At 72.6% G+C, this 14,457-nt stretch carries 10 protein-coding genes; 4 read left to right on the forward strand and 6 right to left on the reverse strand.

Annotated features, from left to right (window positions below):
- The first annotated feature begins 39 nt into the window (after nucleotides 1-39).
- Complete coding sequence (locus ACFWY5_RS19695; protein WP_379633450.1) at nucleotides 40-1,335, forward strand: threonine/serine exporter ThrE family protein; 1,296 nt, start codon at nucleotides 40-42, stop codon at nucleotides 1,333-1,335.
- Nucleotides 1,336-1,775: 440 nt separating this feature from the next.
- On the opposite strand, the gene ACFWY5_RS19700 is transcribed toward ACFWY5_RS19695, so the two are convergent.
- Nucleotides 1,776-3,143 carry a citrate synthase gene (locus ACFWY5_RS19700; protein ID WP_379633452.1) on the reverse strand — a complete coding sequence of 456 codons (1,368 nt, stop codon included), beginning with the start codon at nucleotides 3,141-3,143 and terminating at the stop codon, nucleotides 1,776-1,778.
- Between the two features lie 71 nt (nucleotides 3,144-3,214).
- Between ACFWY5_RS19700 and ACFWY5_RS19705 the strand changes: the two genes are divergently transcribed.
- Nucleotides 3,215-4,435, forward strand: coding sequence for a LeuA family protein (locus tag ACFWY5_RS19705; RefSeq protein ID WP_379633454.1), 1,221 nt, complete (start codon nucleotides 3,215-3,217; stop codon nucleotides 4,433-4,435).
- A gap of 3 nt (nucleotides 4,436-4,438) precedes the next feature.
- Here ACFWY5_RS19705 and ACFWY5_RS19710 read toward each other — a convergent pair whose 3' ends face one another.
- The 3 genes from ACFWY5_RS19710 to ACFWY5_RS19720 form a co-directional block, all read right to left on the reverse strand.
- Complete coding sequence (locus ACFWY5_RS19710) at nucleotides 4,439-5,758, reverse strand: NAD(P)/FAD-dependent oxidoreductase (RefSeq protein ID WP_379613514.1); 1,320 nt, start codon at nucleotides 5,756-5,758, stop codon at nucleotides 4,439-4,441.
- Nucleotides 5,759-5,847: 89 nt separating this feature from the next.
- Complete coding sequence (surE, locus tag ACFWY5_RS19715; RefSeq protein ID WP_379613516.1) at nucleotides 5,848-6,720, reverse strand: 5'/3'-nucleotidase SurE; 873 nt, start codon at nucleotides 6,718-6,720, stop codon at nucleotides 5,848-5,850.
- 163 nt (nucleotides 6,721-6,883) lie between these two features.
- Nucleotides 6,884-8,155: an MFS transporter gene (locus ACFWY5_RS19720; RefSeq protein ID WP_379613518.1), complete on the reverse strand. Its 1,272-nt coding sequence runs from the start codon at nucleotides 8,153-8,155 to the stop codon at nucleotides 6,884-6,886.
- 33 nt (nucleotides 8,156-8,188) lie between these two features.
- Here ACFWY5_RS19720 and ACFWY5_RS19725 point away from each other — a divergent pair, with 33 nt between their 5' ends.
- Complete coding sequence (locus ACFWY5_RS19725) at nucleotides 8,189-8,311, forward strand: hypothetical protein (RefSeq protein ID WP_379633456.1); 123 nt, start codon at nucleotides 8,189-8,191, stop codon at nucleotides 8,309-8,311.
- Here ACFWY5_RS19725 and ACFWY5_RS19730 read toward each other — a convergent pair.
- Together ACFWY5_RS19730 and ACFWY5_RS19735 are read right to left on the reverse strand one after the other, a co-directional pair.
- Nucleotides 8,301-12,512, reverse strand: a complete 4,212-nt coding sequence (locus ACFWY5_RS19730; protein WP_379633458.1) for an AAA family ATPase — start codon at nucleotides 12,510-12,512, stop codon at nucleotides 8,301-8,303. The genes ACFWY5_RS19725 and ACFWY5_RS19730 overlap by 11 nt on opposite strands.
- Nucleotides 12,513-13,622 carry an exonuclease SbcCD subunit D gene (locus ACFWY5_RS19735; protein WP_379633460.1) on the reverse strand — a complete coding sequence of 370 codons (1,110 nt, stop codon included), beginning with the start codon at nucleotides 13,620-13,622 and terminating at the stop codon, nucleotides 12,513-12,515.
- 215 nt (nucleotides 13,623-13,837) lie between these two features.
- Between ACFWY5_RS19735 and ACFWY5_RS19740 the strand changes: the two genes are divergently transcribed.
- The coding region (locus ACFWY5_RS19740; RefSeq protein WP_379633462.1) for an alpha/beta hydrolase family protein at nucleotides 13,838-14,457 on the forward strand (620 nt) is incomplete at its 3' end.

Here is a 14,457-nt window from a genome sequence, read left to right on the forward strand (position 1 = left end):
CGGGGCGGTGGCGTGGCGGGCGGCTAGCGTCCGAGTCCGATGACGTACACCGCCTCCGATGCCGACGGGCATCGGGCCATGGCCCTGGCGCTCCGCGTCGGCGAGCTGCTGCTCGGCAGCGGCGAGGCGACCGAGAACGTCGGCGGCGCCATGCGCAGGATCCTGGAGTCCTACGGCCTGCGCAACGTGGAGGCCGACGTCAACCTGTCGGCGATCACGTTGTCGCACGTGCCCGAGGACGGCCGCGCCGCCGCCACGGCCGAGCGCAGGGTACGCCGCCGCCAGCCCGACTACGACCGGCTCATCGCCGTCCACGTGCTGGTCGGCGAGATCACGTCCGAGGGGTTGTCGCTGGCCGAGACGGAGAGACGGCTGCGGGAGATCACCCGGCGGGTCAAGGTGTACCCGGAATGGGCGGTGGTCTGCTCGCTCGCGCTGATCTCGGCGTCGGCGGCGGTGCTGATCGGCGGCGGGCCGATCGTCGCGGCGGCGGCGTTCGCGGCCACGATCCTCGGCGACCGGGCGGGCGCGTGGCTGGGGCGGCGCGGGGTGGCGGAGTTCTTCCAGCTCGCGGTCGCGGCCAGCTTCGGCGCGTTCATCGCGGTGCTGCTGATCTGGGGCGAGGTGCCGGTGCAGTCGTCGGCCGTCGTCGTCGGCGCGGTGATCGCGCTGCTGCCGGGGCGGCCGCTGGTGGCGTGCGTGCAGGACGGCATCGCCGGCGAGTACGTCACGGCGACCGCCCGGCTCACCGAGGTCGTGTTCATCGTGGCGGCGGTGATCTCGGGCATCAGCTCGGTGCTGGCGTTCGCGCTGCAACTCGGGGTGCCGATCAGCGTGGACAACGTCCCGACGGCGCCGCTGTCGCTGGACACGCCGCAGTTGCTGGGGGCGTTCGGGGTGAGCCTGACGTTCGCGGTCGCGCTGCTCGTGCCGCCGCGGTACCTGGTGCAGGGGGCGTTGGGCGGGTTGCTGATCTGGGTGACGTTCGTGTTCCTGACGTGGCGGGGACTGTCCGCGGTGGTGGCCACGACGGTGGCGGCGGCGGTGATCGGACTGCTGGGGACGGCGTTCGCGCGCCGGGTGAAGGTGCCGTCGATGGTGTTCGTGATCCCGGCCATCGGGCCGTTGCTGCCGGGGTCGGTGCTGTACAAGGGGATGCTGGAGATGAGCCTGGGCGAGCTGTCGCGGGGGACGCTGCACCTGATCGAGGCGCTGTCGATCGCGCTGGGGATCGGCGCGGGCGTCATCATGGGCGCGGAGATCCTCCGCGCCTTCCGCGGCCGCGACCTGGCCCGCCGCATCCGCCCCGCCTCCCGCCGCACCCGGGGATATTGATCGCGATTCATCGGCCTTCTCCCGCCTTCACCCCCACGCCCGCACAAACCACTCGCCGCACCACTATCGGGTCCGCGCGTCCGGCTCTCACCGCACGTGCGACCACCACCATCCGTTACGGCAAGCCGCCCCCACGCCGCCCGCCGACGTCGGCGGGCGCCGATCGTCGGGCGCTTCTCACGTCGGACAACACCCCACCGTCACGACGCCCCCTTGGCCGGACCCCTGGTGTGACATGCCCCGGATCGGCGCGCTGCTCTGATCGCCCGGAGCTTTCCGCGAACCCGGGCGGTTTCCCTCGGGGCGCTGCATGGGCCCGATCGGCACGCGTTCCAAAGGTTGCGGCGAGTTCCCCTACCGGCCCCTATCGGCGCGTTCGGGAAGTTTCCGCGCCATCACGTCAGGCGGGATCAGCGCGTTTTGTGTGGTTGGCCGGGTCTTCAGGTGGGTCGGGTTGGGGGATTGGGGGGTGGGCCGGTGTAGGAGGCTCGGAGGCGGAGGAGGGTGCCCTTGCCGTACTCCTCCATCGCGTGGGCCAGCCAGCCCGCCGTTCTCGCGATCGCGAACACCGCCTCCCCCGCCCCGGGGACCATGCCCGCCACCGCCGCCAGCGTGGCCAAGGCCATGTCGATGTTGTGTTCCGGGAGGCGTCGGCGGCGGGTCTCGGACAGGATGGCTCGGGCGGCGGCCACCCGGTCGTGGCCGGGGGCGGCGGATTCCACCAGGTCCAGGAGGGCCGCGCCTCTGGCGTCGCCGTTCTTGTACACGCTGTGGCCGAAGCCGGGGATGCGTTCGCCCCGCCGTACCCGCTCGCCGATCACGCGCGGCGCCAGGCCGGGGTCGGTGACCTCGGCCAGCATGCGCTCGGCCCCGTAGGAGGCGCCGCCGTGGAGCGGGCCGCCCAGAACGCCCAGCCCGGTGAGAACCACCGCGTACGGGTCGGCCTTCGCGGAGGCGGCGACCCGAGCGGCCAGGGTGGAGGCGGCCAGTTCGTGGTCGGCGAGCAGGACCATGGCCGCGCGCAGGGCGTCCACGAGGGCGGGGGCGGGTTCGCGGGCGGTCAGCCGTGGCCACAACCGCTCAGCGATCGTCCCCGTCGTGCCCTCCCCTACCAGGGGTAGCGCGTCGACCAGGCCGGAGATGAGGCGGCGTCCGGTGGCCGCCACGGAGGCGGGGTCGAGCTGGTGCCGCAGGCTGTCCGAGGCGCCGAGCACGGTGACGATCACCTGCAGCCGGTCCAGCGGCAGAAGCTCGACCGGCAGACCCCGCTGAGCGGCCACCGCCGCCCGCAACGCCCCCGCCTCTCCTGCCCAAAACCCACCAGGCTCCGCCGCCGCCTCACCCTGCGCAACGCCCCGCCCGGCCGACTCGCTCAGACTCACGACCCGCCCAACCGGGTACGCCCCCGCACCTCGCGAAAGCGCCTCGCCCCCCGGGTCCGCTGCTTCGTGGAGGTCCCGGCCGCCCCGTGAGGCGGACGGGTCGGCGGGCCACGTGCCTGGGGAGTCGGTCCAGAGAAGTTCGGCTACCGATTCGAAGGGGTGGGTGCGGGCCAGGGAAAGGGCGTCGTGGCCTCGGTAGTACGGGCGGTCCAGGCCCAGTGCGGTGATGGAGGACTCGATCACCAGTTCCGGCGGCTGGCCGCGGGGACGGCCGCGGCGGGCCAGTTGCTCGACCTCGGCGGCGTCGAACATGCTGCGCCTGCCGTCATGCCGGCGCTTCAGGACGCCCCTGCTGACATACGCGTAGAGCGTCGCGGGCTTGACGCCGAGGCGGTCGGCCGCTGTGGCGGCGTCTATCCAGTCCATGGCCGAACCCCCTCAATGTTGATGAAAATCAATATTGATCCATGTTGAGGGAGCGTGTCAACGTTGAAGACATGCCAAAGGTTCATTTCCTCGACGTCACCAACCGGGACGGCGTGCAGACCGCGCGCACGGGCCTGTCGAAGTTCGGCAAGACCATGGTCAACTTCTACCTGGGCAAGCTCGGGGTGGCGCAGTCGGAGATCGGGTTCCCCTTTCTGTTCCACGAGGTGCCTTATGTGCGGGCGCAGGTGGCGCTCGCGCAGGCCGGCGCGTTCGGGGGGCTGCGGCTGTCGGGCTGGTGCCGGGGAGTCGCGCAGGACGTGGAGAAGGCGGCGCCGCTCGGGCTGACGCACTACAACCTGTCCATCTCCACCTCGGACTACATGATCCAGAACAAGTTCCAGGGACGCCTCGACCGGGAGGCGATCATCCGGGAGATGACGGCGGCCGTGCGTGCGGCCAAGAGCGCCGGGGCCGAGACCGTCGGGGTCAACGCAGAGGACGGCTCGCGCACCGACGACGGGTTCCTGCTGGAGTTCGCGCTGGCGGCGAAGGAGGCCGGGGCGGATCGGGTGCGGTACTGCGACACGATCGGCGGCGACACCCCCGGCCGGATCCGCGAGCGGTTCGCCCGCCTGGCCGGCGCCACCGGCATGCCCGTCGAGACCCACTGCCACAACGACCTCGGGATGGCCGTGGCCAACTCCGTCTCCGGCGCGCTCGGGGATCTGGAGGCGGGGCAGGACGCGTGGATCAACACGTGCGTGAACGGCATCGGCGAACGTTCGGGAAACGCCGACCTGCTCTCGACGATCCTGGCGTTCCGGCACGGGTTCGGGCTGGAGAAGGCGGAGATCGGCGACGAGCTCGATCTGTCGTGGGCCAGGAGGTTCGGGTTGTGGGCGGCCTACGCCTTCGGGCAGGCGCTGCCGTACAACCAGGTGGGGGTGGGGCGTAACGCGTTCGCGCACGAGAGCGGCATCCACGCGGACGGCGCGCTCAAGGATCACGGCAACTACGAGCTCTACGACGAGGCGTCGCTCGGTCCCTTCCCCGCGGACTGGCACGCGCGGGACGGGCGGGTCGTGCTGACCGGCGAGTACGGCGGCAAGGCCGGGTTCCGGCATGTCATGGAGGGGCTCGGTGCCGAGGTGGCCGAGGAGGACCTGGCGTTCCGGGTGGTGCAGCTCTGCAACGCGATGACGGGCAGGCCGCTCACCGACGACGAACTGCGCCTGATCGCGACCTACCCGCGTGAACTGTCCCTGTTGTTCCCCGGCTACACCGGTTAACGCTCACGCCGCCCGGTCCACCTGGGCCTGGGTGGCCAGGGCCTCGTGGAAGTCCTTCTCCGGGTGCTCAAGACCGCCCAGCTGAACGGCTTCGCGGCGGAAGAACATCGCGAGCGTCCAGTCGGCCAGCACCTTCGCCTTGTGGTTGAAGGTCGGCACCCACGCCAGGTGGTACGCCCGGTGCGCCACCCAGCCGAGGAACCCGGTGAGCCTGAGCCGGTAGACCTGGGCGACGCCCTGGTGGTGGCCGAGTCCGGCGACCGAGCCGAGGTAGGCGTGCTTGTAGGCCTTCAGCTTGCGGCCCCTGACGTAGGCGACGATGTTGCGGCCGAGGAGCTTGGCCTGCCGTACCGCGTGCTGGGCGTTGGGCGCGGTGAAGGCGCCCGGGTTGGTGAGGTCGGGCACCGCCGCGCCGTCGCCGGCCGCGAACGCGTCGGCCAGGCCCTCCACGGCCAGGTACTCCGTGGCGAGGATCCGGCCGGTCCGGTCGACGGGCAGGCCGCTGGTGGCGGCGAGCGGGTTCGGGCGGCCGCCGGCGGCCCAGACGATCGTGCCGGCGTCCAGGGCGGTGCCGTCGCTCATGGTGGCGACGCCGTTCTCCGCCGAGGTGAGCCGCGTGTCGAGGCGCACGTCCACGCCGCGTTCCCGCAGCGCCTTCGCCGTCCAGACGCCGAGGTCCTCGTGGATCTCGGGCAGGATGCGGCCGGTGGCCTCGACCAGCGTCCAGCTGAGCTCCTCGCGCCGGACCTGCGGGTGGTAGCGCAACGCGTCGTCGGCCAGCCCTTGCATCTCGGCCAGCGCCTCCACGCCCGCGAACCCGCCGCCGACCACCACGAACGTCAGCGCCCTGCGGCGCACGCCGGGGTCGTCGGTCGAGGCGGCGGCGGCCAGCTGGGCGAGCACGTGGTTGCGCAGGTGGACGGCCTCGCCGACCGTCTTGAAGCCGACGGCGTGCTCGGCCAGGCCCTTGATCGGCAGCCCTCTGGTGATCGAACCCGTGGCCATGACCACGATGTCGTAGGCGATCTCATAGGGGCGGCCCTGGGCGGGCTGGAAGGTGGCGACACGCTCGTTGTGGTCGACGTTGGTGATCTTGCCGGTCAGCACCCTCATGCGGGGCAGCACCCGGTTGAGCGGCGCCACCACGTGCCTGGGCTCGATCTGGCCACCGGCCGCCTCGGCCAGGAACGGCTGGTAGGTCATGTAGCCGCGAGGGTCGACGATCGTCACTTCCGCCTCGCCGGTACGCACCAGCTTGCGCAACCCCAGAGCGGTGTACAAGCCGACATATCCGCCGCCGACGATCAGGATCTGCTTCCTCATGACGTCCACGTCCTTCTTGAGTGGTTGTTCACCCACATAGACGGGACAGCCCTCGCGGTTGTGACACCTCCTTCCAAGATCTTTTCCCGTTACGGAGTGAGGCCGTCGAGACGGTCGGTCAGACGCGAGGTGACCACGGGACCGGCCTCCCAGGAGGAGGTCAGCGGGGTGACGGTGACGTCGCCGCCCGACAGGAGCGTGCGGTCGGCGTCCGGGACCGGGTCGGGGGCGGTGGCCGCCAGCGGCGCGAGGCGGTAGCAGCGCGGGCACGCGTCGGTCGCGGGCAGGTAGTCGACGGTGATGGGCAGCATCCTGCCCAGGCGGGCCATCTTGACCTCGCCCGTCGGGACCGCCGGGTAGTTGACGTTCAGGGCGGTGTACGCGGGCAGCAGGCGGCCGTTGCGCGCGGTGGTGGCCAGGCGGTTGACGAGCTTGACGCCGAAGGCGATCGAAGCACCCGCGCTGGGGAAGGCCGAGCCGGCGCGGGCCGTACTCAGGGCGACGGAGGGGACGCCCACCTCCAGCGCGGTGATCGCGGCGCCGACGGTGCCGGAGTGGTTGACGGCGGCCGCGACGTTCTCGCCCTGATTGGGGCCGGAGACGACCAGGTCGGGCGGGTCACCGGCGAAGACCGTGCGGATGCCGAAGGAGACGGCGTCGGCGGGACTGCCGGCGATCGCCCACACCCCGGGCGACATCTCGGCCGCCTCCACGGTGGTGCCGAACCTGATGTTGATCGAGGTGCCGACGCCGCTGGAGTCGCCAGCCGGGGCGACGATCGTGACCTCGTGACCGGCGGCGACGAGGGCCTGGCGGAGCTGAAGGGTGAACGGAGCCTGGTAACCGTCGTCGTTCGTGAGCAGGATGCGCAACGACGGCGGCGGCGTGGCGGCGGTCTGTGCCTGAGCAGGGGTGGCCAGGACGGATAACAGGGCCGGTACGAGGAGGATGCGCCTGATCATGGGGGTCTCCGTTCATGGTCGTTCACCGGGGATTCACCTGCTGAGTGACTGCTCCGGATCGGGCCTTCTGAACTGCGAGCCTGCTACGCGGCACGGGGACGGGCACACCCCTAAACGAGCAGGGGTGACCGCGATTGTGCGCGCGAATTCCTGACTGCCGGGTTCACATCGTGTCGCCGGCGGTCTCCGGCAGCGCGGCCAGGCACAGGAGGCTGAGCACGGCCATCGCGCTGACGTAGCCGCCGACCGCCATCGTGCCGAACCCGCCGCCCTGCAGCGCGGTCGCGACGAGCGGAGGTACGGCACCGCCCAGCACCCCGCCGAGGCTGTAGGCGACCGAGGCCCCGCTGTAGCGGTACTCGGTATGGAACAACTCCGGCAGGTACGCCCCCATCGGACCGAAGATGAGCCCCATGATCCCGAGCGCCCCGGCCAGCGAGACACCGGCCGGCAGCACCGACCCGGTCTCCATCAGCGGGAACATCACCAGGCCCCACCCGATCGCGACCGCCGTACCGGCCATGAGCGTACGGCGCCGGCCCAGGCGGTCGGAGACCAGGGCGGACACGACGGTGCCCGCGCCCATGAAGACGACGCCGATCATGGTCAGCGCGAGCATCGTGGTCTTGGGGATGCCGAGGGTGGCGGTGCCGTACGCGAGACAGTAGGTCGTGGCGGTGTAGAAGAGCGTGTACGTCACGGTCATCGCACCGGCGCCGAGCAGCACCCGCCGCCACTGGTGCCGGATGAGCCCCGCGAACGGCACGCGGGCGATCCTGCGCTGGTCCATGGCCTGCCGGAAGACCGGCGTCTCGGCGATCCTGACCCGCACGTACAGCCCGACGAGCACCAGCAGCAGGCTCGCCACGAACGGCAGCCGCCACCCCCAGCTCCCGAACTGCGCGTCCGTGAGCGTCGCGCCCAGGATGAGGAAGAGCCCGTTGGCGGCGATGAACCCGACCGCCGGCCCGAGCTGCGGGAACATCGCATACAGCCCGCGCCTGCCCGGCGGCGCGTGCTCGGTGGCCAGCAGCGCGGCCCCGCCCCACTCCCCGCCCAGCCCGATGCCCTGCGTGAACCTGAGCAGCACCAGCAGCACCGGCGCCGCCACCCCGATCGCCGCGTACCCCGGCAGCAGCCCGATCGCCACCGTGGACAACCCCATGAGCAGGAGCGACACGACCAGCATCGACTTGCGCCCGATCCGGTCACCCCAGTGCCCGAACACCGCCGAGCCCAGCGGCCGCGACAGGAACGCCACCGCGAACGTCGAGAACGCCGCCAGGTTGCCCGCCGTCTCGTCCAGCTCGGGGAAGAAGGCGGCGTTCAGCACCAGGGCGGCGGCGGTGCCGTAGATGTAGAAGTCGTAGAACTCGATCGCCGTGCCGACGAGGCTGGCGACGGCGATCCTGGTCCTGCTGGGGGCATCTGTCACAACATCTCCCCGATTCCTTGACACACTGGGTCGATGACCGCAGACCGCCACCGCCCCGGCTACGTCCGCCGCCGCCTCGGCCGGGCTCTCCTGCTGTACGCCGTCGCCCTCGTGATCGGCGCCGTCGTCGTGGCCGTCTGGTGGTTCACCCGCTGACCCCGGCCACCGACAACGTCGAGCCGGTACGCGTCTTGGTCACCCTGAGCTGCGCCGGAATCCGAGTGCGCAGTTCGGCGACGTGACTGACGATCCCGACCGCGCGGCCGCCGTTCCGCAGGCCGTCCAGGATGTCCAGAACGCCGTCCAGGGTGTCCTCGTCAAGCGTGCCGAACCCCTCGTCCACGAACAGCGTCCCGATCTCGGCGCCGCCCGCCTCCGCGGTCACCACGTCGGCCAGCCCGAGCGCCAGCGCCAGCGAGGTGATGAAGCTCTCGCCGCCGGACAACGTTGCCGGATCCCGGTCGACGCCGGTCCAGCCGTCGGCCACCCGCAGCCCCAGCCCGCCACCCGACCGGCCACGCGCCCCGGCTGTCTTGCGCAGGTCGTGCTGGAGCTGGTAGCGCCCGCCCGACATGTGATCCAGCCGGTCGTTGGCCGCCGCCACGACCTGCCGCAGCCGCTCGCCCAGCACGAACGACGACAGGCTCATGTTCCACTGGTTGTCCCCGGAGGTGCCCGAGGCCAGCGACGCCATCCGCTCGGCCAGCCGATGCGCCGCCGCGGCCGGCTCCCACCGCTCCAGGCACCCGCGCAACTCCCCGCACAGCTCGTCGAGCCGCCGGGCCCTGGCCTGAGCCTGATCCCGCGAGGAGACCAGCGCCGCGTACTCCTCCTCGGCCCGCTCCCGCCCCGCCTCCAGCTCCGCCAGATCAGGCGCCGCCTCGCCGGCCGCCGCGACCAGCGCGGGATCGGCCAGCGTGCTCGTCACCGCCGCGTACTGCGCGTCCAGCTCCCGCAGCAGCTCCGCCTTATGCTCGCGCTCCTCGTCCGGGCGCGCCGCCGCGAGCGCCTCGTCCACATCGGCGAACTCCGCCTCAGCCGCCGCCCGCTCCGCCTCCTGCCGCGCCGCATCCCGTTCCTGCGCCGCCCGCACCGCGCGCGCCGTCGCCTCAAGCGCCTCACGCAGCAGTTCGGCCTCGTCCCCCAGCCGTGACAACCGCGCCGCCAGCGTGGGGTCGTCGCCGCGCGCACCGTCCAGCCGCGCCGCCAGCCGTCCCGCGTCACCGCTCAGCTCTTCTTGCCGGGTACGGCAGGCCGCCACCCGAGCGGTCACCCGCCGCAACCGTTCTTCCAGTTCGGCCCGCTCCCGGTGCAACCGCTCCACCTGCCCGGCCAGCACCGCCTCCCGCCCGGCCGACCGCCGCAACCGATCCACCTCGGCCACGGCCTCCCGCAACATCTCCACCCCGACCACAGGCTCCCCATCGACAGCCACCGAACCCCCGCCACCGGAGACACCCGCACCCGAGGCAACACCCCCCGAGGCAGTGTCACCAGAGGCGGTGTCTCCAGCGGCGGTGCCGTCCGAGACAGCACCCCCAGAGGCGACGCCACCCGCGGCCCATCCGCCCGAACCCTCGGCCTCTGCGACATCGTCGCCTGGTGCGACATCCGCACGGGCGACAACCCTGGGGCTATCCGAGGCCTCGCTCGTGCGAGCGGTATGCCCGGAAACGGTGTTGCCGGGTGTGGTGTCCGTGTCGGGAGTGGGGAGGCGGTTGATGAGGCGGGCGCGTTCGGCGGTCAGCTGGGTGTGGTGGGTGCGCTGGGCGGCGATCGCCTCGCCGACCTCGCGGGCCTGCTCCGCCGCGTGCCGCTGCTGCCCCTCGATCCGCTCGACCTCGGCGGCGAGTCCCGGCTCACGCCCGGCGACCGCACGCAGCCGGTCCACCTCCTGCTCGGCCTCCCGGAGCGCCCGCCGGGCGTCCTCCACGCTCAGCCCACGACCCTGCCCGGCGCCCCCACCAGCCGAGCCGCCGTGGGCCGCCATGACGGCCCGCACGACCGGGACGTCACCGGACATCCCATCGACAGCCGCACCGGCACGCGCGGAACCACCCCCGGAAACCGGTGAGCCTCCGGAACCCGGCGAACCTTCGGAAACCGGCGAGCCTGGAGCGCCGGAGTGTCCCCCGTCGGGCGACTGAGTGTCGAGATGTGGCCCGTCGGAGGGGCGTGGCGGAGCCCAGGGGTGGGGGTGTGCCGGGTGGGCGGCTTCTGTGGCGGTGGCCAGGCGGGTTTCGAGGGTGGCGATGGTGAGTTCGGCGGCCTCCCGGCGGCCCAGCGCGGCCTCGTGGGCGGCCTCGGCGGCGAGCTCGTCGTCCGGGGAGGGAGCCGTGGGGGCCGGGGAGGCGGGGTTCGGATGGTGCGGGGAGCCGCAGACCGCGCACGGCGCGCCCGAGGACAGGTCGCGGGCCAGTTCGGCGGCCATCCCGTCCAGGCGGGCCTGGCGGAGGTCGAGCCAGCGTTCGCGTAGCCGCTGGGCTTCGTCCACCAGGCGCTGGAGGGCTTCGGTGGCGGTGTGGAGTTCGCCGGTCAGGGCGTCGCGGCGGCGGGCGGCCTCCAGGACGGCGCGCGCCGCGTCCCTCGCGGCGATGGCGGCGGGGACGGTGGCGGCCTCCGTGCGTACCCGGGCCAGCGCGTCCTTCGCCTCGGCCAGCTTTCCGGGCAGGTCGGCGGCGGCCGCCGACAGGTCGTTCTGGCGGCGGGTCAGGGTGTCGAGCTGGGCGGCCAGCCGTACCAGCTCACGGTCGGTGTCGAGAATGTCGGACACGGCGGCCCGCACGGCCTCGGCGGCGGGAACCCGCGCGGCGTCCACCCGCGACTGGGCCAGCAGCCCTTCGGCCTGTTCGATCAGGGCGGGCAGCCCGGCGAGGCGGGCGGTGGTGCTCTCGTCGTCGGTGACCAGGGCAGTGAGCTCGTCCTCGACCCGGGCCAGGTCGCGGCGGATCACCGACAGCCTCGCCTCCTCGGTCAGCAGCTCCGACAGGCGCGCCGACTCGTCATGCCGCTCCCGCTCCAGCGCCGCCAACCGGCCGGGCAGCTCAGGATCGTCAACCCCGACCGCCCGTCGTCCCTGCTGCCCATGCCGACCGGGCAACCGCGCCTCAACCGTGCGCCCCTCAACCGCGCGGACCTCTGACGCGCGGGCGTCATCGGAGAGAAGGAGAGGGCGGGCGCGGGCGAGGGCGTCGGCGGCGAGTGTGCGGGTCTTGGCGGCGGCCTCCGCGCGCTGGCGGGCCGCCGTCACCAGCGGGAGCACCCGATCGGCCCGGGTCGCGTCGTCGAGCAGCGCCTGCAGGTCGGCGCGCTCTTCCGCGCGCTCGTCAAGGGTACGGCGGAGCGCGACGGCCGCCGCGTGCCGCCGCTGCCGCTCGGCCAGTGCGGTGGCCATCTCATAGGCGTTCCTGGCCCGGCGCAGCGCCGACTCCGCCCCAGCCTGCCGATCGGCGGACCCGGCTACCACGGCCCGCGCCGCCGCCAGCAGCCCACCCGCCCACGCGAGCGGATCGTCCTCAGCGGTGAGCGGCCCCACAGCCGGGGGCGGCCCTACGGCCGTGGGCGCTTCAACGGCCGTAGGCGGTTCGACGGCCGCGGGCTGCTCGGCCAGTTCGAACAACGCGTCCTGTTCTCCGCCGGGCACCTCGACGGGCGCGCCGGCCGGGAGCAGGAGCGGGGTCAGGTCGTCGCCCGCCGCCTCCTCGATCCGCTGGATGGCGAAGTCGACCTGCTGGCGTAGTTCCTGCTGCTCCCGCCACGCCTGCTTACGCCGCTCGGCCAGCCACGACTCCGCCTGCGTGTAGACCTTGACGGTGAACAGCCGCTCCAGCAGCCGCCGCCGGTCGTCGCCGTCGGAGCGCAGGAAGCGCGCGAAGTCGCCCTGGGGCAGCATGGCCACCTGGCAGAACTGGTCGGCGTTCATGCCGAGCAGCCCGCCGATCAGGTCGCCCGCCTCGTCGGCCCGCGTGGTCAGCCCCGTCCAGGTGGAGCCCGACCGCTCCTGGACGATGACCTTGGCCTTCTCCTCGGTGAACCCCGAGCCGCGCCGCTTGGGCCGCTGCCAGGCCGGCGAGCGTTCGACGCGCAGCAGGCGGCCCCTGAGCGTCGCCTCCAGCGTCACCGACGGGCCGACGTCCGGCGGCGCGTGGTCGCAGCGCAGACTTCTGGCGCTGTCGCGCTGGGCGTTGGCGACCTTGCCGAACAGCGCGAAGCACAACGCGTCGAGGACGGTGGTCTTGCCCGCGCCGGTGGGGCCGTGGACGAGGAAGAGACCGGCTTCGGTCAGCGCGTCGAAGGAGACCGTCTCGGTGCCCGGGAACGATCCGAACGCGGTGAGCGTAAGCAGGTGCGGCCGCATCTAGGCCATCGCCTCCTTGATCCTCGATGCCTCGATGGCCAGCCTGAGCAGGTCTTCCTCGTCGCCGGACGCGGGCTCGCCGCGTACCTCACGGACGAAGTCGAGCGCCACCTCGGCCTCCGCGCGGCCGTTGATGGGGGCGACCGGGGTGGCCTCGGCGGCGCCGGCGGGCTCGAAGGAGAGGGCGAGCGTGTGCGGGAAGCGGGCGCGCAGCCGGTCCATGGCGGACTTGGGGCGGACCGCGTCGGTCAGCACGATCTGGAGCCAGTGGTCCTCGTAGGCGGCGTGGCGGGGCGAGGTCAGCAGGTCTTCGAGCTCGCCCCTGAGCCGGCCGATCGGGCGCGGGACCGGCGCGGGCACGAACTCCGGCTCCTCGCCCAGCGTCACCAGCCAGCTGCCCTTGACCTGGTTGACCTCGGAGAAGGAGTAGGCCAGCGGCGAACCCGAATAGCGCACGGTCTCCGACATGCGCTGGCGGCCGTGCAGGTGGCCGAGGGCGACGTAGTCGAGTCCGGCGAAGGCCGACAGCGGCACGTGCGCCACCCCGCCCACGCTGATGTCGCGCTCGCTGTCGCTGGCCTCTCCCCCGGTGACGAACACGTGGGCCAGGGCCACGGAGCGCGCGTGGCGGGCAGCCGAGGCGCGGATGCGCTCCGTCGCGTGGGCCAGCGCCGCGGTGTGGCTGCGCTCGGCCAGCTCCCAGGGGCCGCGCACCAGCTCGGGCTCCAGGTAGGGGATGCCGTAGAAGGCCACATCGTCGAGGACGACGGGCTCCCAGGCGAGGTCGGGGTCGGTGCGCAGGTGCACACCGGCACGATCCAGCAACGAGGCCCCGACGCCAAGGCGACGCGCCGAGTCGTGGTTACCGCTGATCATCACAATCCGGGCACCGGCGTCGACGATCCTGCTCAGCGCCTCGTCGAACAGGGCCACGGCGTCGACCGGCGGCAACGCCCGGTCGTAGACGTCACCCGCGACTGCCACCACGTCGACCCGCTCCGCCATTATGGTCTCGACCAGGTGATCGATGAAGGCCGCCTGGCCCTCCAGCAGGCTCTCGCGGTGAAAGGCGCGGCCGAGATGCCAGTCGGAGGTGTGCAGGATCCGCATGTCGCAGGAAGCTAACAGGTCTCACCGACAAATGCGGTCCCCTGCGCCACATGAGCCGGGAGTAGGGTGGAAGATCAGTGGGCAAACCAGCGCACATGGGGAGGCCGATGCGCACAGGCCGTGGCACCTTGAGTGTTGCCGCAGGTTTGGTGCTGGTGGCTTTGGCGACCGTCGGATACGCATTGCCGCCGGCGTTCGATCCGCCGCCTTTGCAGGTGGATCAGGCGTTCCGTTCCCTCGCGCCGCAGCCGGCCGAGGAGGTCAGGCCCGTGGTGGCGGCGGGGCCGGTACGCACGACCGAGGTGACGATCTCCGCCGAGCGCCAGACGCTCTCAGGAACGGTCCGTTTTCCGCTCACCCCCGGTCTCCACCCGGGGATGGTGTTCGTGTCGGGCTCGGGCAACGGCTCGCGGGAGGAGTTCACCCCGCAGGCGGAGTTCCTGGCCAGGGCGGGTGTGGCGACGATCGCGTTCGACAAGCGGACGATCGGCTACACCTTCCGCGAGCGCGACTTCGGCCTGCTCGCCGACGACGCGCTGCGATGGGTGCGGTGGCTGCGCGACCAGCCGGGCGTCGACAAGTCGCGGGTGGGGCTCTGGGGCGTGAGCGAGGGCGGCTGGGTGGTGCCGATCGCCGCGGCCAAGAGCCTTGATGTGGGCTTCGCCGTACTCGTGTCCTCGCCGAACGTCTCGCCGCTGCGGCAGGTCGCCTGGGCGCTGAACGAGCAGTTGCTACGGCTGCGGGCGCCCGGGGGCGCGGGCGCCCGGCTGCCCCGGGCCCAGGGGGGGGGGGGGGTCAACCACCAGGGCGGCGGCGCGGGGCCCGCCCCGCGGCC

It is taken from the genome of Nonomuraea sp. NPDC059007, assembly GCF_042740555.1.
Lineage (GTDB): Bacteria > Actinomycetota > Actinomycetes > Streptosporangiales > Streptosporangiaceae > Nonomuraea.